Origin of the sequence: Microcoleus sp. Pol17C6 (assembly GCF_036701145.1) — a bacterium.
Lineage (GTDB): Bacteria > Cyanobacteriota > Cyanobacteriia > Cyanobacteriales > Microcoleaceae > Microcoleus.
On sequence record NZ_JAUBQH010000052.1, the window covers coordinates 1 to 23,797 of the forward strand.

Annotated in this window: 16 protein-coding genes and 1 tRNA gene; 10 read left to right on the plus strand and 7 right to left on the minus strand. The window is 47.3% G+C overall.

Going from position 1 to position 23,797, the window contains the following annotated elements; translation table 11 throughout:
• Window positions 1–155: 155 nt before the first annotated feature.
• From QUA25_RS21855 to radC, 6 genes are all read left to right on the plus strand, one after another.
• Window positions 156–800, plus strand: a complete 645-nt coding sequence (locus QUA25_RS21855; protein WP_333041240.1) for a hypothetical protein — start codon at window positions 156–158, stop codon at window positions 798–800.
• 13 nt (window positions 801–813) lie between these two features.
• Window positions 814–1,311 carry a hypothetical protein gene (locus QUA25_RS21860; RefSeq protein WP_333041241.1) on the plus strand — a complete coding sequence of 166 codons (498 nt, stop codon included), beginning with the start codon at window positions 814–816 and terminating at the stop codon, window positions 1,309–1,311.
• Between the two features lie 88 nt (window positions 1,312–1,399).
• Entirely contained in the window at window positions 1,400–1,699 is a 300-nt protein-coding gene (locus QUA25_RS21865) for a hypothetical protein (protein WP_333041242.1), read from the plus strand.
• Window positions 1,700–1,976: 277 nt separating this feature from the next.
• Entirely contained in the window at window positions 1,977–3,284 is a 1,308-nt protein-coding gene (locus tag QUA25_RS21870; RefSeq protein WP_333041243.1) for an IS110 family transposase, read from the plus strand.
• Window position 3,285: 1 nt separating this feature from the next.
• Window positions 3,286–3,450 (plus strand): excalibur calcium-binding domain-containing protein, encoded by a 165-nt coding sequence (locus QUA25_RS21875; protein WP_333041244.1) that lies wholly within the window; start codon window positions 3,286–3,288, stop codon window positions 3,448–3,450.
• 122 nt (window positions 3,451–3,572) lie between these two features.
• Window positions 3,573–4,304 carry a RadC family protein gene (gene radC / locus QUA25_RS21880; RefSeq protein WP_190736147.1) on the plus strand — a complete coding sequence of 244 codons (732 nt, stop codon included), beginning with the start codon at window positions 3,573–3,575 and terminating at the stop codon, window positions 4,302–4,304.
• A 32-nt stretch (window positions 4,305–4,336) separates the two neighbouring features.
• Here the strand turns inward: radC and QUA25_RS21885 are convergent, their stop codons facing one another.
• Complete coding sequence (locus QUA25_RS21885; protein ID WP_333041245.1) at window positions 4,337–4,465, minus strand: hypothetical protein; 129 nt, start codon at window positions 4,463–4,465, stop codon at window positions 4,337–4,339.
• A gap of 156 nt (window positions 4,466–4,621) precedes the next feature.
• On the opposite strand from QUA25_RS21885, the gene QUA25_RS21890 reads away from it, so the two are divergent.
• Window positions 4,622–4,960, plus strand: coding sequence for a DUF1815 family protein (locus tag QUA25_RS21890; protein ID WP_015176985.1), 339 nt, complete (start codon window positions 4,622–4,624; stop codon window positions 4,958–4,960).
• 829 nt (window positions 4,961–5,789) lie between these two features.
• On the opposite strand, the gene QUA25_RS21895 is transcribed toward QUA25_RS21890, so the two are convergent.
• Entirely contained in the window at window positions 5,790–6,878 is a 1,089-nt protein-coding gene (locus QUA25_RS21895) for an endonuclease/exonuclease/phosphatase family protein (protein WP_333041246.1), read from the minus strand.
• A 210-nt stretch (window positions 6,879–7,088) separates the two neighbouring features.
• On the opposite strand from QUA25_RS21895, the gene QUA25_RS21900 reads away from it, so the two are divergent.
• The 3 genes from QUA25_RS21900 (at window position 7,089) to QUA25_RS21910 (ending at window position 10,536) form a co-directional block, all read left to right on the plus strand.
• Window positions 7,089–7,568, plus strand: coding sequence for a DUF4079 domain-containing protein (locus QUA25_RS21900; RefSeq protein WP_333041247.1), 480 nt, complete (start codon window positions 7,089–7,091; stop codon window positions 7,566–7,568).
• 211 nt (window positions 7,569–7,779) lie between these two features.
• Window positions 7,780–10,389 carry a ComEC/Rec2 family competence protein gene (locus QUA25_RS21905; RefSeq protein ID WP_333041248.1) on the plus strand — a complete coding sequence of 870 codons (2,610 nt, stop codon included), beginning with the start codon at window positions 7,780–7,782 and terminating at the stop codon, window positions 10,387–10,389.
• A 60-nt stretch (window positions 10,390–10,449) separates the two neighbouring features.
• Window positions 10,450–10,536, plus strand: a tRNA-Ser gene (locus tag QUA25_RS21910).
• A 504-nt stretch (window positions 10,537–11,040) separates the two neighbouring features.
• Here the strand turns inward: QUA25_RS21910 and QUA25_RS21915 are convergent.
• The 5 genes from QUA25_RS21915 to QUA25_RS21935 all read right to left on the minus strand — a co-directional run bounded on the left by QUA25_RS21915 (window position 11,041) and on the right by QUA25_RS21935 (window position 23,572).
• Window positions 11,041–16,515: an AAA family ATPase gene (locus QUA25_RS21915; RefSeq protein WP_333041249.1), complete on the minus strand. Its 5,475-nt coding sequence runs from the start codon at window positions 16,513–16,515 to the stop codon at window positions 11,041–11,043.
• A gap of 617 nt (window positions 16,516–17,132) precedes the next feature.
• Entirely contained in the window at window positions 17,133–18,608 is a 1,476-nt protein-coding gene (locus QUA25_RS21920; protein ID WP_333041250.1) for an NAD(P)/FAD-dependent oxidoreductase, read from the minus strand.
• Between the two features lie 274 nt (window positions 18,609–18,882).
• Window positions 18,883–20,148 carry a threonine-phosphate decarboxylase gene (locus QUA25_RS21925; protein WP_333041251.1) on the minus strand — a complete coding sequence of 422 codons (1,266 nt, stop codon included), beginning with the start codon at window positions 20,146–20,148 and terminating at the stop codon, window positions 18,883–18,885.
• 15 nt (window positions 20,149–20,163) lie between these two features.
• Window positions 20,164–20,472, minus strand: a complete 309-nt coding sequence (locus tag QUA25_RS21930) for an HU family DNA-binding protein (protein WP_278187376.1) — start codon at window positions 20,470–20,472, stop codon at window positions 20,164–20,166.
• Between the two features lie 715 nt (window positions 20,473–21,187).
• Window positions 21,188–23,572, minus strand: coding sequence for an AMIN domain-containing protein (locus tag QUA25_RS21935; protein WP_333041252.1), 2,385 nt, complete (start codon window positions 23,570–23,572; stop codon window positions 21,188–21,190).
• Between the last annotated feature and the right edge of the window lie 225 nt (window positions 23,573–23,797).

Genomic DNA, 23,797 nt, shown 5'->3' on the forward strand with positions numbered 1-23,797 from the left:
GTCTCTGTTTTTGATTTTGAGATAGATGGTTTTTGGCTGGCATACATTCTAACTAATGAGCGCTTATTTTATATTTAAATTATACAATCTAGCTGCGTATCAGCTTAACTCAGAAAATCAAACGCAGTTTTCTCGACTACGTGCGGCAAGGAATCATGCTTGACGCTGTTCGCCGCTACCGTCTCTATAAACGGCAGTATCGCGATTTCGCCGAATACTGCAAACTTGCATTAGGGCGATCGCCTTTCTACTGCAAAAAGATTATCCAGGCAGCCAAAATCTGTCTCCACCTCATCAAATCCAAGTTCAAGATTCTGCCGACTTCAGTCGCTCAAGCGCTGCCTCTGGTGAAATTTGCTCAAGTGGACGAGTACGGGCAAACCCAACTAGAGGAAAAATGGCAGACCGTGCTTGACGGCTTCCCCCCGCAGCTAATCACAGCGGCCAAAATCCAAGAAGCCCTGGACGAGAATCCAGAAGACAGAGCCAAGCAAGTCCGCATCAACGGCAAAGCTTACCAACTCCTGCAGCAGAAGGCAGCAGCGGCCGGCATGGCCGTCAGTAAGTACCTCGAAATGCTCATTGGCGGCACAGAACCCCCCGACGACGAACCGCCCGAAGATGAGGAAGAGACCGAACTGACGGCCGAGCAAGTCGAAATTTGCGATCGAGCCGAAGCGTTCGCCCGCCAGTCCAAGCCAAAACGCGTAGCAGGTTTTGGGAGCAAAAAGCCCTCAAAATGCCATCAAAAAGCTATCAATTTACCAATTAGATCGGACAAAGCGTCCGACTCATCCTAGTTTTTAAAAAACCATGCACAATACTTTCACTTATCGGCATTCTGACTTGCCTCCAGTTCGCTCTGAAATCAAAGCGCAAATTGTCGCTCTCGACTACCAGCTTGCTGCCTTGATATTAAAAAGCCAGGGCAACTACCGCGAACTAGAAGAACTCGCCGAAGTGTTGGACGATTCTTTAAACAGTTGCGAACTGAATCTCAAATCAATTCAAATCATCCCCGACGATAGCGCAAAGCCTCCAGCGGTCACATTAACCGACCTACCAATGGAGCAACAAATAATGATTTTTAGCACTGCATTATCTAATGCAATGGTGTTATCTACCTTAGAAAAAGTTACTGGGGCCGACCTTAATTATCTTATTGCTGCAATTTCCGTTCAAATAAACACTGAAATGGAAACAATCAGCGACAAACAAATCACCGAAGCCCTCGCATCTTATTTGGCAAAATATCAAGAAAACCCGATGCAGCAGGGTTTCAAAGTCGAAATACCAACAGCCGACATTTAGAAAAATAGCGGTTAGTTACACTCTAACCGCCGTATCTGAGCTGAGCTGTCTTGGCTAACAGTCCTCTATTCGCATCTATCAATCTACCATGCCAACCAAAAACAAGCACCACATCACCGAATTAATCAAATCGGCAAAAAAGCGATTCGACAACTTTAGCGATGCCGAAACGCAAGAAGTTTTTCTCACTATCAAAGAAGCTAAATCACGCGGACTACTGCAAAAACAGCCTCCTGACCGCTGCTTAAATCAGTATGTCAATGCTGCAAATCACCTGTTGCGAACTTACTCAACAGATGAATTTGCAACGATTTTAATGCAAAACATTGACTACCTTTACGCATACATCGCCCTGGTAGCGACCAACTCAATCACAACAACCGCCTGACGAGCGCCGCACGGAATCAGCGGCCGAAACTCCCCCTTAATAATGGGGAGTCGCGGATCGATTCCAACCCGACCGCCGATTAAGACGGGAACAGCTTAGGGCTTTAAAACCGAATCAGGCTTTTGTGGCCTTTTAACCTTCTCAAGCTCGGCTGTTACCTATTAATTGAATCTCGCGCACTTAGAAGCTTTAAGAGTGAATTAGGCTCATTTTGTGGCCTTTGGGTGATTCATAAGCTGTTGCTGCGGGATTTGGAAACCTCACCTACAAAAATTGAATGTTGCAAATTTTAGGGCTAGATATCAGTAAAGCCTCAGTTTCCGCTTGCCTGATTTTAGAGAAAGTTGACGAGCCAAAGGAATTTTGTTACCGCTACAACTTCCACAAATTCGCCGCTACAGCGCACGGAATAAATGAGTTACTCGCACTAATTGGATCGGAAAATCGAGCCAGCACGATCGCAATAATGGAACCCACGGGCGTTAATTATCAGGTTTTGTGGGGAACCCAACTCGCCCGCGCCGGGGTAGAAGTGCGGCTGGTCGGTCACAAGGAATTAAGAAGCTTTCGCGAGCATCACTTGGGATTGCCCGACAAAGACGACGACGCCGACGCGCTGGCGCTGGCAATTTACGGCTGGGATTACCAAGCAAACCCGCGCCGATTTGTTCAAATGCGCGATCGCACAATTGTAGAAATCCGCCGATTAGTCTTGCGGCTCGCTCACCTCAACCGCGTCCAAAGCCCCATCATAAATAGGGCGCGGCAAGATTTGGCTTGGCAGTTTCCAGAAGCGGCGCTAATTAAATCGCTGCGGTCTGGCGAAAAAGTGCCACTGTTATGGGGTTGGCTTTGCAGCCAGCGACAGTCTGTAAAGTACGATTTGCTCTACGAACGGTCGATCGGATTGGGAATCACCGACGAAGTGCGACGCCACGCCGCCCGCATCTGCGACTTGCAGCGAGAAGAAATGGCGATCGAATTCGAGCTCTCCAAATTGGTCGCCCAGCCACAGTTTTTACCCTACCGCAAAGTTTTTGCCCGGTTTGGTTTCGGTCGCAGAGTCGAGGCGCTGTTGCTGTCCCAAATCTTCCCAATTGAAAATTACCTCGGCGCAGACGGCAAACCCGATGTCAAAATTCGCACCGGTCGGCGATCGGGCAAACCGACCAAACGGCATTTGTCACTTCGCCGATTTTGCAAGGCTTTGGGTTACGCGCCATCCCAGGAAAGCAGCGGCGATTTGCAAAAATCTAAAGTAGTTGGCGGCAGTGACTTGTGCCGGAAAGCCTTATGGCAGTGGGTGTTTACCAGACTTGAGGTTACGCGCTGCCGCATGAACAACGACATCGGCGATCGGCTGGGGGAAGTAATGGACGCGGAAAAACTCAGCGGGCGGCCGGTGCGACTTGTGCGATCGCGCGTAGCGGCAAAAGCAGTCAAATTGTTGTTTCGGGAGTTGGTATGGGAGCTTTGCCCCGGAATTCTAAAATCAAGATATGACGAGGAAGTGCAAGTTTTTGTTTATGGGGGAGAAGTAAAAATTTTTCATAAAACCGAATTTGAAGGGGATAACAATTACTAGAGTGAAGGTTAAAAGTGCCGATTTTCCGAGTTGCGTTAACTCGGATTGCAACTGTTCTGACTTTGCGACTCAGGCCGAAGCGCAGCGAGTTTTAGAAGCATATCCGGGCGATCCTTTTAAGCTCGATCGAGATCGAGACTCGATCGCTTGCGAAACGCTAGGTTAGATTTGCTCTGCCAACAGCCTCGGTTAATGATGAAGGCTTTTTTGGGTGATTGTACGAATTGAAGAACGCAAATCGATCGGCTAAAATTGTCTAATTGTTGAGCTTGCGGTGCGGGTGCAGCTATGACTTACAGCTTGAGAATTGTCGATTTGCCAACGAGTGAACGGCCACGGGAACGGTTGATGGCGGGTGGCCCGAAAAGTTTGGCGACTGCAGAATTGATTGCGATTCTCCTGGGTACTGGTCAGGGACCCGGCAAGCTTTCCGCCGTCGGGCTCGGACAGTATATTTTAAATCAGTTGAGTTTGCACCACCGTGATCCTTTGGCTGTGCTACGCACTATTAGCGTTCAGGAGTTGACGCAGATTCACGGGATTGGCCCTGCCAAGGCAACTTCGATTTTGGCTGCGGTGGAGTTAGGGAAGCGGGTGTTTCAGTCGCGGCCGCCGGAAATGGCTGTGGTTGACTCTCCGCAAGCGGCGGCGGATGCCCTGAGTCAGGATTTGATGTGGCAGTCTCAGGAACGTTTTGCTGTGGTGTTGCTGGATGTGAAAAATCGGCTGCTGGGTACTCAGGTAATTACTATCGGCACAGCAACGGAAACTTTGGCTCACCCACGGGATATTTTTCGCGAGGTGATCCGCCAGGGGGCGACGCGGGCGATTATCTCGCACAATCACCCATCGGGGATTGTGGAACCCAGCCCGGAGGATATTGCTTTGACGCGGCAGTTGCTGGCGGGAGCGCAGTTTTTGTCGATTCCGCTGCTGGATCACTTGATTTTGGGGAATGGCGATTTTCGGAGCTTGCGGCAGACGACGACGCTTTGGGACGAGTACCCGCAGGGTGATTGAACTCTTATACTTAACTAATTTCATTACTATCATTAGTTATTTGTATCTTTGGGCTCTCCGACGGCTGAATCACCCGTGACAGCAGGCAAATTTTCCGGCTGGAGTACCCCGCTAGAGCCTGTTTTGGCTGAATGTCGCTGCTGATACTTCGTTTCGATCACAACTCGGTTAATCTAGTATAGGTAGGCTGAAGAGGTCGCTAATCCGATTTTTTTTGAGCATACTAAACGTATACTGAACCAGCACCTAAATACCCACTTATTAAGAAATTATTAAATGGGATGTAAAATACACGGTGTGGTGATAGGAGGAGAACTGTGTTTCTGAGACTTGCAGAACAACACCGTAAATTCGTTCAAGATTTGGTAATGAACCTTCAAGCTTTAGCGATCGTGCTAGAGCATCGGGGTTATCTGGCATCCTGCTACACTTGCGGGGGTCAGATGAACAGTGCCTCATTTATGGTCAGTTTGACGGACAACCATCTGATTCGATTTTTAGTGTCAGATTACGGTATCACTTGGACTGAGATGCGGGACGACCGCGAACTGATGAAACTAGAAGGTGCAGAAGCGATTAATCAGTTACAAGAACTGGCAAATCTCGTAAAGTATCAAATCCAACCTTCGGAAGCTACTTTAGCGACGGCGCAGTGATTGTAGCGATTGCACGGTTCCGAGGAAGGCGACGCAAGAAAGTGGGTGCTTGTCTGCTAAAACCGAATCCCCAGCGAGTTAGTTGAGAGGGTTCATTTAGGTGCACAGCGATGGCTGCTCAACAGACAAGGGTGCTATCAGGGTGCCTTCAGACGGTTTAGCGCTCAGTCTATCGAAGTGAGCCTGGGCAGACGGCATACTTTATGCCAGAAGTCTCAAACTTGGAACCTCTAGTTTTTTTTTCAGCAGTTGGTTCTCCCTTGAGAGCGATTAGCAAAATGTAGAAGTGGGAGTGTTCGTCGGCTGCGATGTTAATTTCTAACTTTGGCATTCAAAAGTCAAGGAATTGAAATTAACTTTGAGCAGGCAGGTAGGATTTAACATCCAGAGTGAGAATGAGGCTGTGAAGATTGGGTGAAGCGCAGACCCAGGGCTATGGCATACGGGCGATTCAGCAGTCAAGTGCAAAGCCAGTAAGGCTTAATTCGAGCCATTCGTCTGTGCTTGGTTGAAAACATCTTCATTTGTCTAAAATTCCCTGTTTGTATAGTCGCGCATTCCATGAGACTGTTGGCGAATCAATACTTTGTTTCTTTGGGGGGTTTAATAATGAACCGCCAAGACGCCAACTACGCCAAAAAGGAAGAAGAAAGAGGAAGAAGGATAGAAAAATTAATTGCGGGCAATTATCCGGACACGCTCTAAGAGGGGTGCGACGGGAGCAAATGTAAGGTGTCACCCTTCACGGATTCGCCAACAGCATCACGGCGCGGAGCTTAAATTGATACCAATGCCCTTGTGGTTGCCCCACCAAAGTGTTGCCAACCCCCTACACTCGTCCAAATTCCGGTCGCATCCGCAGTTCTGCCCACACCGGCAGATGCTCTGAACCGATCGCCGGTAAAACATTGGCTGATTTTGCCCCCCAGTGGTGAGAATACCAAACATAGTCAAGCCTCACCAGGGGAAAAGTTAATTTCCAGTTTAACTGTTTAACCAGTAAACTCAGATCCCACCCGTGCGGAAAAGTAAAGCCAAAACCCACTCCTGCTGTTCGGAAAGCATCTTGCATAACCGCTTTCAAATAATAGTAGTCTTGAGATTGGTCAGTCAGATTAAAGTCCCCGGCAGCAATAGTCGGCAGCGTTTCTTTCTGGAGTCGCCGCACTAAATCTTGAATTTGTGCCGGTCGGTCGCCGTACTCGTAAACTGGGATTTTGAGGAAAGGCAAAATTTTATGCTGGCGAAACCACGGTGGGGTGGTTGAAATGTTATAAAGAACTACATCTTGCTGGTTCATTGCGATAATAGCTCGTTCCTGTGGTTCGTTCCCACCGGCTAGCTTTAACTTTTGGAAAGAGCGAATGGGATATCTGCTGAGAATCACATGGTATCCGCGCCCCAGGGTGTGCGGGTATAATGCGGCAAACTTAGAGAATACTTCTTTGGCGTAATCCTCCTTAATTTCTTGCAAACAAATGAGGTCTGGTTTTTCTTCCTCAATTAGGTTTACCAAAGCTTGTGGGGATTTGTGATGCCAGCCGAGGTTGAGAGAAAAAATCTTGAGGGTTGGCTGGGAATCACTGATGTTCGTCTGCTGGGGAGAAAAGTAGGTGACGTGTAGCCAACCCAGCAAGCAGATGCCAGCCACAGAGGAAACAATCGCGAACCCGCGTTTCTTTATGATAAAAAACCCTAGAATTGGCAGCAGGAAGATTGGCAAGAAAATCCAAGGAACAAAATCCCCCATCAAGGCAATCGGCCACAGCCTGTCCCAAAAGATCAGTCTCAGAATCAGATAGCTGACAATCAGTGCGGAGTAAGCGTAGGCGAGCAGTTGAGCAATTCGCTGCAAAAATCGGTAAGGCTTAATCATAGCGCCGTCTGCAATAGCATCCTCTTGCGGGTGTGGGGACAAAAAACTGGATTGTGATCAGCTCAAATTAACTGAAATGGGCGCTCCCCGGCTGATGCTAGGGAATACACTTCTCCTGTGTCCGGCTCTTTTATTTTATACAGACTTCTGGCTGGAAACAGTGATGGAAAATCGCGATCGATATATTGCTATTTAGAGTAAGTTGTTGGTTAAATCAAAATTAGCGATCGCGAAGTTAGGAATCTCAAGCAAATGATAAATCTCAGCGAACTACTAGAACCCATCGCCAGTCAATTTCGCAGTCTGGGAATTCCCGAACCAATTACCCATTGGGGACACCCTGTAATGATGGGGATAGTGGTGGTGGCGATGGGCAGTTTTGTCGGGTATACGGGATGGCAGGGACGTTTGGCCGCCGATAAAGATGTCGCACTCAAAAGTCGCTCGGATCACCGCAAGCTTGCACCCTGGATGTTTCTGTTTCTAGCTTTGGGCTATACAGGCGGCTTGCTGTCGCTGGTGATGCAGCACCAACCTGTGATGGAAAGTCCGCATTTTTGGACGGGTTCGGCAGTGCTGGTTTTACTGGCTGTTGGCAGCTTGATTTCGCTAACGGGTTTTGGGGGCAATAAGCTGGCACTGCGCGCGGTTCACGCTTATTTAGGCACGACAGCCCTTGCACTTATGGTGCTGCACGCGGCTTTCGGTTTAAAATTGGGGCTGTCTATTTAGAAGAGGAAGAGGAAGGGGAAGGGGAAGGGAAAGAATGTAAGGAAAGAAATTTTGCCCTAACTTACGCACGGGTAGCCAGAAACAGGGTTTTTTATCTAAATACACAGCGTTTAGCTTTTTATCTATGTTTAAAAACCCGGTTTTTTTGGTAAGGAGTGCATACGTCCCGCATAGGTTTCCCTGAAATATTCCCCCTCTAAATTACTAATTAATGAATCAAGCAACGGGTGCCATTTTCTGTCTTGCCTACATTTTGGGATTGATTTCTACAGCGGTTCCTTGGGGGAGATACGGGATACTTGCTTTGGGAATAGCGGTGGCGATCGCCATGCCGAAATTGTTGCGAAAATTTACTCTAAATTCTGTAAAAGTTACTAAGAAAAGACGCAGCCGACAAAAGGAAAATACTCTAGAAGAGCCATTAGATACGAGGGAAGAGTTGAGTTTTTTGGAAAGGCTGCCGAGAGCGAAATGGGTGTGGGCAGTGGCGGGTTTGGTGGCATTTCTAGCTAGCATTTATTTTGCAGTTCGATCGCCCCAACCGGCAGTAGATGACATCAGCAAACTGATTCCGGCTGGCGGGAACACTCAAGAAGTGGCGGTGACAGTTCGCGGTAGAGTTGTCAGTACGCCTCGATTGACTCGATCGGGTCGATCGCAATTTTGGCTAGAAACAGATTTAGTTAGCGAAATCAACGGCGGCGAGGGAGGAGCAGTCGTAAACCGCCCAGTATCCGGCAAACTCTACGTTACAGTGCCGCTGCTGCAAGCAACGGGTTTGTACGCCGACAATACGATCGCAGTTGTGGGTTCCTTGTACAAACCGCAGCCGCCGTCGAATCCAGGGGCTTTTGATTTTCAAGCATATTTAGCCAGAGAAGGGGCTTTTGTCGGACTCAAAGGTCGTCAAATTGACTGGACGAGAGAAAAGGCGATTGCGGATGTAAATCGAGTTAACAGCCAAACGGCTGCTTTCTTGGAGCCCAGCGGGATGCAGCCATCGAAAATTCAAGCGATGCGGCAGCGGATCGTGCGATCGCAACTATCGCAGTTGAATGTTCCTGAAGGGCCCTTAATCAGTGCGATCGCCCTCGGCAAACAAGCAGTAGATTTACCTTACAATATCCGCGACTATTTTGTGCAGGCTGGATTGGCCCACGCGATCGCAGCTTCCGGCACGCAAGTTTCAATGGTTTTGGCTTTAGTTCTAGGTTTGACCAGACGTTTTTCCAAACAATTACAATTTAGTTTTGGCGTCGGTGCTTTATTTTTGCTAGTGGCATTAACTGGCTTTGAAGCTTCAGTATGCCGTGCTGCTTTGATGGGATTTGGAACATTATTTGCTTTGGTGCTGAGCCGCCAAGTTAAGCCGCTGGGATTGCTGTTAATCGCTGCTACTATTTTACTGCTGGTTAACCCTTTGTGGATTTGGGATTTAGGTTTTCAACTGAGTTTTTTGGCGACTTTGGGGTTAATCGTGACAACGCCCCCGCTGATGGCAAAGTTGGACTGGATGCCTCCCGCGATCGCTTCGATTGTTGTAGTTCCGATCGCCGCTTCAGTTTGGGTGCTACCGCTGTTACTTTATGTTTTTAGTGTGGTATCACCTTACAGCATTTTAGTTAATATTATTGCGGCTCCTTTGCTGTGGATTTTGAGTATTGGGGGGATGGTTAGCGCTTTAGCTGGATTGATTTTTCCGCCCGCTGGCAGTATTTTAGCGCAACTGCTCGATTATCCGGCAAAGGGGTTAATTGCGATCGCCCAATATTTCTCGCAATTACCTGGTAATTCGGTAGCTGTCGGTCAAGTATCAGTGTTTCAACTAATAGCGCTTTACAGTTTAATTTGCTGGGTTTGGATCGGGGGAAGTTCGGCAACGAGCCATGTACGGGATGTAACGGATAGACAAAGGAAGGAAGAAAAAAGACGGAAGCCGGAAGCAGTCCGAGGGAAAAACCAGGAAAAGGGGAAAGGGAAGAAGGGGAAAAGTAGAGTTATTTCGCTGCCGAGTTTTTCATCGGCTTGGATTTTACCGCTGGCGCTTGTGGCGGGAATAAGTATCATAGTTTTGCCAGCTTGGCACGTTCAAGCATCTTTATTTCAAGTTACTTTGCTGGCGACATCTGGCGAGCCAGTTTTAGTAATTCAAGATAGGGGAAAAGTGGCGCTAATTAATAGCGGTGACGAAAATACCGTAAGGTTTACAGTGTTGCCTTTTTTGCAGCAGCAAGGAGTTAATTCTGTGAATTTTGCGATCGCCACTCACGGTCATTTAGGTTTGAGCAGTGGTTGGGGAAAATTACTAGAACGCTTGCCAATTAAAACATTTTATGATAACAAGGCTCCGAAACAAATTCACCGTGGCAACAATCAGGAATTTATGACGGCTGTGCAATCTCGCCAAGGCGTTTACTTTCCTCTAGAAACTAACAGTACAGTTGATCTGGGTTCGACGCGGTTGCAGTTGGTGAATGCGGAGATGCCGGTGGTAGAATTCCTGGTGGGAAATCAAACTTGGTTGCTCGTCGGTGAAATGACACCGGAAGCGCAAAAACAATTGGTCGCAACGGGAACCTTGAAGCCGGCTCAAGTGCTGTGGTGGTCAGGAAAAACCCTGACGGCTGAGTTATTGGGTGCAGTTGGGCCGCAAGTGGCGATCGCATCTGCTGACGAAATCGACCCAGAAACCGCAGCCCAACTGCGCCAAAGCAAAACTCAGATATTCTGGACAGGGCGCGACGGAGCCCTCCAGTGGACTCCAACAGGGGGATTTAAGACCACTTTGGAATCTGATGAAAATCAAACTTCTTTTTTATAAAGATTTACAATCTGGCGCACTGTGCGGTAAAATACTTTTAGCTCACATCTCAAATCTATTGGAGAGGTGGCAGAGCGGTTGAATGCGGTAGACTCGAAATCTACTTTAGGGGTAACTCTAACGTGGGTTCAAATCCCACCCTCTCCGTACATCTAAGCCTCAAGTAGCAAGCGCGCACCTTATTAATGTAGGGTGCGCGCTGCCTATCTAACCCAAACTTCAACGTAGGGCCCGCGCTCTGCACATTATGATGTTAGCGATCGTTCTATCAAAAATGAGTTAATTCAAATAGAGTTTTCAGCTATGAAATTAAACTCCACAATCTCAGTAGCATGATAGCCGTTTTCGTTTCAGTAAGGTAGATGCGTAGAATCTCAAGGGAATTCTTAACTCGAAACCGAGAACAAAAACAGGGAAGAGTTTTTGTAAAGCAGGCGGTTGTAAACCGCTGCCTCCGTCACTAACTAATAAGGTGCGGACGGAGTATGGGGGAATGAGCCTAGAGTTTTTGTTTCCCTAGTTTGTAGTCGCTAGTTCCTAGCCTGAGAGCAAGAAAGCCTGTTTCCCGTTCCCCGTGTCCTCTTTCTTGTAATAACGAGGTTCCGAGTTGGGAGGCGGTGCTCTATGCGGTAAAAGCCTAGCACGAACTGCTCATACTGGAATAGAAATCACAAACTCCGAACCCTGCCCCAAGGAGGAATTCACGAGTAACGTACCTCCATGTTTTTCCACAACAATTTGGTGGGCTATAGACAATCCTAATCCGGTTCCTTGACCCACAGATTTGGTGGTGAATAAGTGGTTAAAGATGTTTTCCTTGACTGAGTTCGACATCCCCACTCCATTATCCTTAATGCGAATCAAAACCTGATTGTGATCTTCGCTCAGAGCAGTTTGAACCGTGATTTGATTAGGTCGGGCTTTAATTTCCTTAAAAGTGCGCTCCTTATTTGACTCTTCCAGAGCGTCAATGGCATTTGCCAGTACGTTCATAAATACCTGGTTTAACTGTCCGGGAAAGCATTTTACTAGGGGCAAGTTACCGTACTCTTTCACCACTTCAATGGCAGGGCGGAACTCGCTGGCTTTTAAACGGTGCTTGAGAATTAGCAGAGTGCTTTCGAGTCCGTCGTGAATATTGAAAGAAACTGGTCGATCGCTATCTGCCCTGGAAAACGTTCTCAAACTCGTACTGATATTGCGGATGCGATCGACTCCTTCCTTCATTGAGCCAATCAATTTGGGCAAATCTTCTCGCAAATACTCCAAGTCCATATCCTCAATTTCTGTTTCAATTTCCCCTCCCGGATTGGGAAATGTTTCTTGATAGAGATCGATCAAATTGAATAAATCCCCCACGTATTCTTGAGCGGGTTGCAAATTGCCGGCGATAAAGCCTACGGGATTGTTAATTTCGTGGGCTACCCCTGCGACTAAATTTCCCAGAGCAGACATTTTCTCACCCTGCACCAATTGCAACTGCATCTGTTTGAGCTCGTGGATAGACTGCTCTAGTTTTTGGGCATATTCCTGAGATTGTTGATACAGTCTGGCGTTCTGTAAGGAAATTGCTGCTTGCGAGCACAGGATATTGAGGATGGCGACGCGATCGCCCGTGAATACCCCTGTTGCTAAATTATTTTCCAAATACAAAATCCCCATCATTTTCCCTCGCTCGCTGATCGGAGTGCAAAGCAGGCTCTGAGGTTGGTGTTGGATTATGTAGGGGTCAGATGCAAATCTTGGTTGATTGCTCGCATCATCAAAAATTAGGGTTTCTTTTGTACGTTTGACGTAGTTGAGCAGGCTCAGAGGAATTACTTCGCTCTCCTCAACCGGAATTGATTGCAGAAGGCAGTCTTGACGGTTTGTGCAGTGGACGTTGAGCCTCCAGTTTCCCTCTTCATTCAACATTAATGCTCCGCTTTGTGCTCCGGCATTCTTCACCACCACTTGCATGAGGGTAGTGAGCAATTGATCGAGTTTAATTTCGCTAGATAGAGCTTGAGAAGCTTTGATAACTGTCGGCAAATCTACTAAGCCCCAACTGCTGGTGCTACCGATAATTGTTCTATTCGTGTTAGATACGGATGATTCACTATGGGTGGATGTGTGAATTGTTTCGCTCGGATTCTGGCGAGTTCGCTCTTGTTGCAGGATCACAGCAAGCAATTGAGGATAGCGCTGTTCTAGATGGTCAATCTTTGCTTTTGCTCCCCAACGAGCGTAAGCATAGTAAGCATCAATTAAATATGGTTTTGCCAGTTTTTCTTTACCCCATTCTAAATAGAATTTAGCAGCTAGTTCGTGAGCAAGAGCTTCCTCGTTGATGTATTCGTTCTCTTTGGCGAGGGCAATAGCCTTGTCGTACATCTCAAGCGCTTCTATTTTTTCGCCTAACACCCGATGCCGTTCTGCCTCTACTAGATAGAATTTATGCAGATGATTCATGGGGGCATGATGTGCCCATTTCTGCATTTTTTCTTGATTAGCTTGTACTCGGTCGAGAAGTTTCTCTTGTTCTGAGTGTGGAGTGTCAGAATACACCGCCAACCGCACCAAAGAATCGTAGAAATGGAAAACAGGAACAACGGGCATTCCTATTACTGCATTTAAATAGTTCTCTGCTAGAGCGATATTATCAATCGCTTCTGAGTATTTTTCAAACCAATAACAAAGTAAAATTTTGTTTAAATATATGTATGCAACTCCCACTTTATCGTTCGCTTTCTGGTAAAATGGCAACTTCATCTGCTCATCACAGGCTTCACCCTTTAGAAGGTAGTAATTATCACTTCTCCCCAGCAAATTCAAGATAGCCTGCCAATAAATTTCTATATAATTAAGCGCTGTTTCTTGCTTGATTTTATGAATAGCATCTCTGTTTCTTGCTATCTCTCTTTCAAGGAGATTCAGTTCTTTGCCACTATAGTAACCTGAACAGGAAGACTGTAATAAATTATAGCCGGCATATTCTAAATCTCCTGCCTCCAGTCCGCTAGAGTAAGCTGACACCAAAGGCTCTAAGGTTTCCCTGAGATGCTCTTTGCAATGTCGGATAAATAAATTTACTATGAAGGCTGTCTTTGTTTTGATTTCTTGAGAATTTAACTTTGACACTAGACTTAAAGCCAATTGACCGAACTGATAACCTGAATCAATATCTTCCACAACTCCACAAAGAAGAAAACCATAATTGGCGTAAGCAAAGGGAGAAACAGAAGCATTCCCATATTGGACGGATAATTGTACTTGTTTGCACACAGTCAAAGGCAACAGTGCAGGAGCAGCAATGTATGCAGGAGCAAAGATACTTGATAAAAGTCTCATAGCTGCTAGTTTATAAAGATCGCTCATTTGAGGCAGCTCAATTAAGTCCTCAATTCGCGTTCCGCTCAAAATTGACCCGGTTTCCCCTAATGCCTGCCCAATATCAGACGGATTTGGCTCGCAGGGAAACTCTACCCCCAACTGTTTTAAAACTTGTAGTCCCGTATTCAGCGCTTCCTGTAACTTATTTTGCGCCATGTAAGCTTGCATCTGTACTTCATATACCTTCACTTTGTCCAGTAGCATTTTGGCGCAGCTTTCCACAACTGATGCCAATTCTTCCATCCGCTCAAAGTCACCGCTTAGATAGGCCGTTTCTGCTGCTTCGGTATGCAACGCTAATGTTACTTCGTACTGATTATGCCAACTATTTGCTGTCAGTAATTCCCTGCCAATCTTGAAATAGTCAACCGCAGCAGGATAGGCAGTAGCCGCTTTGGCTTTCTTTCCAGCAACCAGATTCAATCGTGCTAATTTCTCCCGTTCTGCCTCCGGGGTAATTAACTCAACTCCCACATTTAAGTGATTGACAATATCAAAAATTCTTTCTTCTCGATCTGCTTCTGGCGTATTTTTTAACAGCAGTTGACCTATTTTTAAGTGAGTAGAGCGCTTTTGGTCTTCAGGAATGAGAGAATAGGCTGCTTGTTGGACGCGATCGTGTAAAAACTTATATTTGGGTAATTGGTCATGGGTAAATGATAATTGGTCAGATTCCTTCCCATTACCGATTACCGCTTTGCTATTCCCCTCTGCTTGATAAAACTTATAAACTTCGGTAATGGGTAAAATTAGCCCATCTTCTAGTGCCTTCCATAAAGCTGTTGCGGTTTCTACGGGCGAATTTTCATCAACAATTGCTAAAGTCCCTAAATCGAACTGATTGCCAATACAAGCAGCTAACTTTAAAACTTCCTGTGTCTGGGTTGGCAACTTTCGCAACTGAAGTGCCATAAATTCTACTACATCATCTGTTAGTGCCAAGGTTCGCAGTCGGGCAATATCGCACTGCCAATACCGCTCTTCAAAATTAAATTTAATTAGCCCATCTTCATGCAAAGATTTGAGGAATTGTGTGCTGAAAAATGGATTGCCTTGGGTTTTCTGATAAACGAGTTCTGTCAAAGGCAGAGCCAACGCTCTAGAACAAGCTAGAGTATCGGCTACTAAACTATTTACGTCGGCTCGATCGAGCGGAGCTAAGGTAATCGCATTCACCTTTGCTTCAGTTTTTTGAATATCTGTTAAGGTCAGCATCAAGGGATGTGCTGGAAACACTTCGTTATCTCGATAAGCTCCCATTAATAAGATATAGCAGTTATCGGTAGCACTCATCAGCAGTTTAATTAATTTTAACGATGCTGAGTCTGCCCATTGCAAATCGTCCAAGAAAATCACTAAAGGATGTTCTTTTGTTGTGAATAATTGAATAAACTTTTCCAATAACAAATTGAAGCGATTTTGACCGGCACTGCCAGAAAGTTCTGGGACTGGCGGTTGCGAGCCGATAATACGTTCTAGTTCGGGAATGACTTCAACTATCACCCCAGCGCTCTCGCCCAAAGCTGCCAAAATTTTTAACTTCCATTCTTCAATTTTAGCATCTGTTTCTGACAGCAATTGTCCCATTAAATCGCGAAAAGCTTGGACAAATGCACTAAAAGGAAGGTTACGTTGGAATTGGTCGAATTTGCCTTTAATAAAGTATCCTCGCTGTCTCACAATTGGTTTGTGAACTTCGTTGACAACAGCGGTTTTGCCAATGCCGGAGAAACCGGCAACGAGCATCATTTCGGTGCTTCCCCCACTGACGCGATCGAAGGCCGCTAGCAGGGAGAACACTTCCCTTTCTCTACCGTATAATTTTTCTGGAAGAGTAAAGCGATCGCACAAATCTCGCTCCCCTATTTTAAAGTTAGTCAGCGTCCCTGTCTCTTGCCACTGGGATAAACAAGTTTCCAAATCAAACTTGAGTCCTAGGGCGCTTTGATACCGACCTTCAGCATTCTTCGCCATCAGTTTGCTGACAATCTCAGACAGCACCAATGGAACACTCTGGTTGATCGTTGAGGCTGGGATAGGTTGTTTGGCGAGGTGGCAGTGTACCAAATCCATTGGATCATCTGTTTGAAATGGTAACTTTCCTGTTAGTAATTCGTAGAATGTTACTCCTAGAGAGTAGAAATCTGTGCGGTAGTCAATACCCCTGTTCATCCGGCCAGTTTGTTCTGGAGATATGTAGGGTAAAGTGCCTTCGAGGATGTTAGGATTTTGAATTTCTTGGGTTTCGCGAGGCAGCAGGGAAGCGATGCTGAAGTCAATCAGCTTCACTTCTTTGCTGGTGGGGTTAATCAGAATGTTGGCGGGCTTGAGGTCTTTATGGATGACGTGGTGGCGATAAAGTCCGTCAAGGGCGTTGGCAATTTGAATGGCAATGGGAAGAAACTCGTTAACGGGCAAGCCTTCTAGAGGTTCGTTGCTATCCGATGTGAGACTAGCAAGGTAGTTACTTAAGGAAATTCCGCCAAAGTCTTCCATCACCAGAGCATAGTGGTTATGGTAAGTCTCCAGGCTGTATGCCTTAACACTGCCAGGGATATCTAAGTTTTTAGCAATGATGTACTGGTTGCGAAAATGAACCAGTTCGTTGAAGCGGGGAAAGTCATTTCGCAGCAGTTTGATCGCGACTGGCTGCCCATTTTCCGAGCGAATGCCACGATAAACTAGAGTTCGATTACCTGCGTATATTTGCTCGTTTATGTGATATCCTAGAACAAGATTTGTGATGCTAGTCATACCTACGTATTCCTACTACTTCTATAAAGCCTGAAGTTTCTGAGAGTTGATATATACTATTGTCGCTCTATCTGCTGTGGTATTTATTCTATTACATTTTTCTTAATATACTTTGTGGTTCAACTTAAAGCACGAGTTTAAAACAATACTTGAATTGTTTATGTAAGAGCTGTTTATACTTGAGTTAAGACGAAGTAGAAAATGAAGGAGGCTAAGGCTGATTGAAGGACAGCAGTTGATAGAAGAGGAATCTAAGAGACTAATCAGGTACTTAAGAGTATTTTTGACACCGATGCTTGTATGCGATCGCCTATTAAATGTTAATCTATAGTTTAGGTGATAATTTAATGTCATTAATACAATTCGGGCGGAGCGTAATTTAAAGCGATAAGCAGAGAAAATTGAGTTTGTGTGTCAGATTTGGGATAAATAGGGATTCATGGGATCGCCAGCCGAATTATTTGTCGAGATGCCACAACAAGCTGCCCCACTCTAATAAGTGAATCAGGCATTAAATGCCAAAGTTCATAAGTAGACTATGGAAGTAGCCCAAGTCAATTATATTTTGCCACTCACATACTTACAATTACGAATTACCAATTACCCCTTGGATTTTTTTACTTCCAATACCTGCGCCAGTGAAACAAATTCTCCCACAAATTCTGCATAAAAGTGTTGCTGCCCAAGCGCTGCGACTCCCAAACAGCAGCAGTTTGACCGTTAATTGCCGAAAAACTCGACCAAATATAAGGAAGTTCGGCGATCGCCTCAACCTTCATCCCGTGACGCACAGCCAAGGCGATCGCGTGAATCAACTCAGCAGCTTGCGGCCCCACAATACTCGCTCCCAAAATCTCCCCGTTGCGACGCCCGACCATCTTACAAAAACCAGTTGTATCCCCCGACATTTGAGCTCTTTCAACATTCTTGAAATATTCCCGACAAACAATGAGATCGTCTCCAAAACGGCGCCTTGCTTGCGCTTCAGTCAAGCCAACCCTCGCCAATTGCGGGTCAGAAAAAATCGCCCAAGGAATCCCGCGATAATCTATTTGAAACATCGGCAAAAACAAAGCATTTTTCACAGCAACCGCAGCTTCGCAATTAGCGATGTGAGGGAACGGATAACCCCCAGCAAGATCGCCGATCGCGTAAATTCGGTGATTAGTTGTTTGCAGCTTTTCATTTAAAATCACCCCGCGATCGCTGAATTTAACCCCAGCCGCTTCGAGATTTAACGATGAAAAATTGTGTCCTCTACCGGCGGCCAGAAAAATCTCCTCAGCTTCGATCGCCCTTGGCCCAGCTTGAATCCACTTCTTACCATCAATCACCCTCGCTTGAGTCACCTCAGTAGCAGTCAGAATTCGCACTCCTTCAGCTTCCATTGCAGCTTGAACCAACCCAGCAGCCTCCCGGTCTTCTTTAGCCAAAATGTGCGAACTTTTCACTACCAAAGTGACAGCAACCCCCAGCCGAGCAAAAGTCTGAGCCACTTCAACACCGCTGGGATCTGCGCCGATTACAGCCAAACTTTTAGGCAACTGTGGAAGTTTTGCTAATTCCCCAACAGTTTCCGAAGTAAAAAAGCCAGCAGATGAAAGTCCTTCAATATTAGGAATCGTCGGCAGAGTTGGACAAGCCAGCAAATAACAGAGCGATCGCAATGAACGCCCGCCGACAACAAAAGCCAAATCCGGTTTCGCAACAAACTCGCCGTTGCCAAAAATAACATCGACCCCGCGAGCAGCCAAAAGGCCGAGAGAATCAATTTCTGACAAATTAGAAACAACATCATCTGCCCACTTGAGAACCCCCTCAAACCGCAATTTGAGCGGCATGGAGGAATTCGCGACTTCCCAACGCACCCCCAACTGCTGGCGGCTGATCTGCTGGGCAAAACGAGCAGCCTCCCTCAAAGTTTGGCTGTATCTCAAACCAAGGTCGATCGACTCTTTCCCCCCACTCGGCAAATCTTGGGAATTACTTAGCGGTTCCACCAAAGCAACGCGGGCCGGGAAATTAGTTGCAGTCAAAGCAGCATAACGTCCGGCCGGAGTTCCACCAATAATCACTAAATCATAGTCAAGCATAAATAAAGAAGTCAGTAGTCAGTAGTCATTAGTCATTAATCATTAGTTATTAGTCAGTAGTCAGTAGTCATTAGTTTAGGACGATCGGCGCGCGGGGTCAGAAACCCGGTTTCTTCCTAGATACTTCGCTGTAAAACCCGAGATTTATCATAGAAACCAGGTTTCTTGGGTATGTCCGCTCAAACGACCAATAAAATCAGTTTGTCAACTTTTATTGGTTGTTAACAGTCAACCGTCAACTGACAACAGTCAACCGTCAACTGACAACTGTCAGCTAACGAATAACTTCGGAAAGTCCAGCAATCAGTCGCAGATTGTCCGCCCTGGAGCGCACAGCCACCCGAAAAAACCGATCGCCCAACTCAGGAAAACTCAAACAATCCCGAATCAAAATCCGGTGTCGTTCCAACAGACTTTTTTGAATCGAAGAAACCGACATCGACGACTCAACCAACAAGAAATTAGCTGCCCCTGCAAAAGGCTGCAAACCCGGCAAATGCGCCAAACCCTCAAATAGCTCTCGGCGAGCAACAGGCAGCCAATCCCAGGTTTGCTGCTCAAAAGCAGTATCTCGTACCACAGCAGCAGCAGCAGCAGCAGCCAAAGCATTTACAGGCCAAGGATCGCGCAGCAACTGCCAGCGGCGGAGGATATCGGGATGGGCGATCGCGCAGCCCAACCGCAGTCCCGGCAGAGAATAAAATTTAGTGAGCGATCGTAAAATCACCAAATTCGGAAACTCCTCAACAGCATCGATCAAAGTTTCCTGCTCAGAAGGCGGTAGAAAGTCCATAAAGGCCTCATCCACCACCACCATACCTAACTGCTTCAAATAAGGCAAAATCGCCTCCCTACCAAACAGCAAACCCGTAGGATTGTGCGGGTTGTTCAGGAGCAAACCTCGTCGATGATTGGCATCGAGAGCAAGAGGAACCGGGAGACGCAAAGAAGGGGAGACAAGGGAACGGTTAGAAACCGACAAATCATCCGTTACTAATCGGCTTCCAGCCTCCGCGTCCAACGATTTCAGTTCCAACTGAGAAGTTGCACCATTCTCGATTACTTGTTTAGGAACAGGCATCTTGACTGTTCCACAAGAAAATTCATCTCTTGTGGAATGGGCATCTTGCTCGTTCTTGACAATGGTGCAAGATTTAAGATCCAAAGGACATTTGAGCACCTGCGCGCCGAAAGCCGAAAGGGCCCGCGAGTAATCGCCAAAAGCCGGAGTCAGCAAATAAGTCGCCTCCAGCTTCGACAAATCCCAAGCCGCCCAAGTCAACAATTCCGCCGAACCATTCCCCGGCAAAATCCAATCCCGGTCAACATTCAGAGCCTCCCCCAAAGCAGTCCTGAGCTCCCCATAATCCGGGTCGGGGTAAGCCGTCAGACTGCTCAAGTGTGATTGAATCGCAGCCAGGGCCGACTCAGGAGGGCCCAAAGGACTGATACTCGCAGAAAAATCGAGAATAGCAGAGGGAGGGCAGCCTGCCAGTGCGGCTGCCCAAGCTAAATTCCCACCGTGTACAGGTCTAATCAAGACTCAGTTCGCCAGCTATTCTGCGTTTTTCGGGGGTGCAACTCTGTCCTTAAACAACTTCCCTGCGGAAAATGCAGGAACTCTGGTTGCCGGGATTTCCATCTTGTCGCCAGTTTTGGGATTGCGACCCTCGCGAGCCTTGCGTTCCCGCGACTCAAATGAGCCAAAACCGACAAGCGTCACCTTGTCGCCATCGGACACAGCTTCCATGATTGCTTCGAGGGCGGCACTCAAAACAGCATCTGCCTGTTTTTTCGTCACGCTAGCCTTTTCCGCGACTGCATCAACCAATTCACCTTTGTTCATTGCGAACTCCTTCTGGATTTGCAAAATTACGTTAAACAGACTTAGTTCAACTATTAGCCGTGAGTTATCAACTCGATTGAGGTGTGGATTGGGAGGTTTGGGTGGTTCCCGATTGCTCCCGTCCGCTTCCCCGAATCACAACTCCTGCTGAATACCAATTACCCTAGGATAATTGGTCAGAAAAGGAATTTTTGTTTCTAACTGCTGAAAACCCCACAGCATCTAATTTTCACTGCATTATTCTAAAGTCTTGCCGACCGTTATGGATCGGTGGAACCTTTAATTTATATGGATTTGGACAATTTTTTTAATTAATCCCAAAATTTAGGTAAAAAAATACCACCTTGGAGAGAAGATTTCTCGCCTCGGTGGATTTGAAAGCCTTAAAAAAGGAGAAATAGAAGGAATAAAATGTAATTTGTCAAGGGCTAAAGGAAAAAATTTTTCCTTCTTCCTTCTTCCTTTCCCCTCTTTCTTTGCCCCGTGGGGTCGGGCTGTTTCATTTTCCCGAAACCCGCCAGGGACTGAAGTCCCTGTCTCATAGCTGAAGTCGTCTTCAGACGACTGAAAGAGTGATTTATACTCCTCTTGCATAGGACTAATGAGTGCTAAAGTCCTCTAAAAGAGGACTTTAGCTTTGAGGCAGGGGTTTCAACCCCTGTCGGACTGTAGGACTGTCGGACTCAGGGGAAAGAGCGTGGAAAGTTGACAGCAAGGCATTTTTCCTTTGTTCCTACTGTCTCGGCTGGACCGGCTGACTGCGCTGCAACAGTTGGCGCGCGTCGGGACTAATGTTGTTTTGGTACCCAAAGTTCGATCGATCGCTATCATCCAAAATCTGCGGTGTCAGCAATACAATCAACTCCGCCCGCTGGTTGGCCTTACTGGTTCTCCTAAACAGCGAACCGATAATCGGCAAATCTCCCAAAATCGGAATCTTGTTCGCTGTAACCCGTTCTTCATCGCGGATAATCCCCGAAACAATCAAAGTCTGACCGTCCCGCAGGCGAATTAGGCCTGATTGCAACGATCGCTCGCCCAGCAGCCTGATAGTATTGGTGTTCGCGCCTGTGGCCAGGTTTTGCTCGCCGCCAGGTGTCCTGATAATCGGGTTCACCCGCAGAGAGACAAAGCCATTATCGTCAATCCGGTCGATCGCCACCCCCAACTGCAAACCAGCCCTGTCTTTGACGGCCGTCACCGTTGTGGTACTTGTATTGCCGGTACTCTGGGTTTGGGACGTGATGTTAGTAATCACCTCATCAGTAATATTCACATTCGCCGTTTCTCCTTCTTGAACCACCAGAGTCGGATCGGTCAGGATTTTGGCATTCTGGCTCTGAATAGTTGCCTGCAACGCCGACAGGAACCTCCTCGGATACTGGAACAGCGGGAACAGGCCGAAAGTTGCACTTCCCGATGCGTCCCGAGATCCAGGCTCGTAATCCGTAATTCCAACTCGCGTGGGGTTATTAGTAATTGGGGCTGTCGGCTGGAGGAACACACCTTTGGCAGGGCCTTCGAGACCTTGACCTGTAAATGGCACGATACGCCGGCCGTTCGCATCGTAGAAAACATCCGGGGTTCCTAGGGGGTTGGGGACGATCGGCCGAGCGTTGATCCCCTCAAGGTCAGTCCCACTGGGCGGATTGATGCCGCCAAAATTGAGACTTGCCACCCCGCCGTCATTGACAAAGAAATTGTTATTAATTCCAAAAGAGAAGCTGCTGTTGGTTCTGTTGTCTCCCAACAAGTTGATATCGATCACCTTGACGTTGACAGCCACTTGACGGCGACGCAAATCTAGCTGTGTCAAGAAAGCCACAGCCATGTCAACTTTGCGCGGGTCTCCCACCAAAGTGATGGAATTGAGCCGAGAATCCGCCAGCACCGACAGTCCCCTCAGCAAGAGCGGCCCCGTGCCTTCCCTAGCGCCGATCGCCTTAATGTCCGGTTCCCTAATTTCCACATCCCGCGCTGCATTTCCCTGGCCCACGCTTTGAATCGTCACCCGAGTAATCGGCAGTTGAGTTTCCGCGCCTTGAGCACTCAAAAAGTTAGCTGCATCCGTAGACCGAACTTGATTGAGCCGCAGAGTCCGAATGATAATATTGCGCGAGTCGATCGGCAAGCTAGTCCCTACAAAAATCGTCCGCCCCTGGCGGTTAGCTTGTAATCCGCTGAGCCGCAGCACGTAATTAAAGACATCTTGCACCGACTCATTTTCGATGTCCAAAGAAATCTTCGGCCCTTCATCTGAACCGGAGGCTCCCGGCTGACCCGGCACTGCGGGCTGGCCGGGTTGACCAGGGGCCCCGCCACCTGTAAAAGCGATGTTCAATCCAGCAGCGCGGGCCAGCAGAGCCAAAACGTCCCGGACTGGGGCATCCCGCAGCACCAAGCGGGGGATGCGTTCTCCCGAACTCAGTTCAATATTTCCCGCGCCAGGGGCGATGTTAGACACTGCGATATCTCCCAAGGGCGGCGCCACGGCCCGCGGCTGGAAAGGCGCCGCCTGATTTGTCTGGGATTGTATTTCGCTGGGGAGGGGGGGGCGATCGTTTCTGGTAACAGTAACTTCGGGATTTGGCAGCAGCACACCTGGGTTTTGCGAGGTGCGGACTTGGGGAGCCGGCGCGGGAGCTGTTTGGCTCAGCGGCAGTCCCGGAGGCGGCGGGGGTGCAGTTTGGGCAGACTGTACTGTACCACCCTGTCCGGCAACGCTGAGGACGATGCTTTGGCCTTGTCCCGGAACAATTTGTCCGTTGGGAACTCCGTTGGTGCCGGCTACCACAACGCGGATGCTGTTAGCCTCTACCTGGCTGATTTCTACTGAAGAAATTCCCGGAGCGGGGTTATCTTGACGGAAGCTGTTGCCTTGTGGCAAGCGAAGCTGGGTGTTGATAATTGTGGCTTGGTAAGTATTGCCGTTATTGATGGCGAAAACTTGCGGGCGATCGCCCTTTTCTGTCGCCATGACAATATTTACGCCATTATTACCTTGACTTACTTGCACTCCTGTGACTTGAGTCGGCACTGCCAAGACGGGGGCTTGGGCGATCAGAACTCCTGCAACGCTGCATAATAGTCCTCCCCTTAACCGTAGATGCTGTTTCACGTTCTCTCCTCAACTACAATTTGTATTTGTTGTTCGCAGTCTTTTGTCGCTAGCTGCTAAACTGACTGAAAGATTCTCGCTTCGAGTCTATTTAAAAGCAGAAGTTATGCCCTTTTCGATTTTAGATTTTCGATGGAATAACCGCTGACATAATGGTTAGAAACTATCCTACAGTTCCCTTTTTGGGAAACTTGGTATTAGAAGAAAGTAGGTTATAGAGCAAAT

Bases quoted from the DNA above. Each gene is read 5' to 3' on its own strand.
- QUA25_RS21855 (WP_333041240.1), top strand. From the start codon at position 156: ATGCTTGACGCTGTTCGCCGCTACCGTCTCTATAAACGGCAGTATCGC.
- QUA25_RS21860 (WP_333041241.1), top strand. From the start codon at position 814: ATGCACAATACTTTCACTTATCGGCATTCTGACTTGCCTCCAGTTCGC.
- QUA25_RS21865 (WP_333041242.1), top strand. From the start codon at position 1,400: ATGCCAACCAAAAACAAGCACCACATCACCGAATTAATCAAATCGGCA.
- QUA25_RS21870 (WP_333041243.1), top strand. From the start codon at position 1,977: ATGTTGCAAATTTTAGGGCTAGATATCAGTAAAGCCTCAGTTTCCGCT.
- radC (WP_190736147.1), top strand. From the start codon at position 3,573: ATGACTTACAGCTTGAGAATTGTCGATTTGCCAACGAGTGAACGGCCA.
- QUA25_RS21900 (WP_333041247.1), top strand. From the start codon at position 7,089: ATGATAAATCTCAGCGAACTACTAGAACCCATCGCCAGTCAATTTCGC.
- QUA25_RS21905 (WP_333041248.1), top strand. From the start codon at position 7,780: ATGAATCAAGCAACGGGTGCCATTTTCTGTCTTGCCTACATTTTGGGA.
- QUA25_RS21915 (WP_333041249.1), bottom strand. From the start codon at position 16,515: ATGACTAGCATCACAAATCTTGTTCTAGGATATCACATAAACGAGCAA.
- QUA25_RS21920 (WP_333041250.1), bottom strand. From the start codon at position 18,608: ATGCTTGACTATGATTTAGTGATTATTGGTGGAACTCCGGCCGGACGT.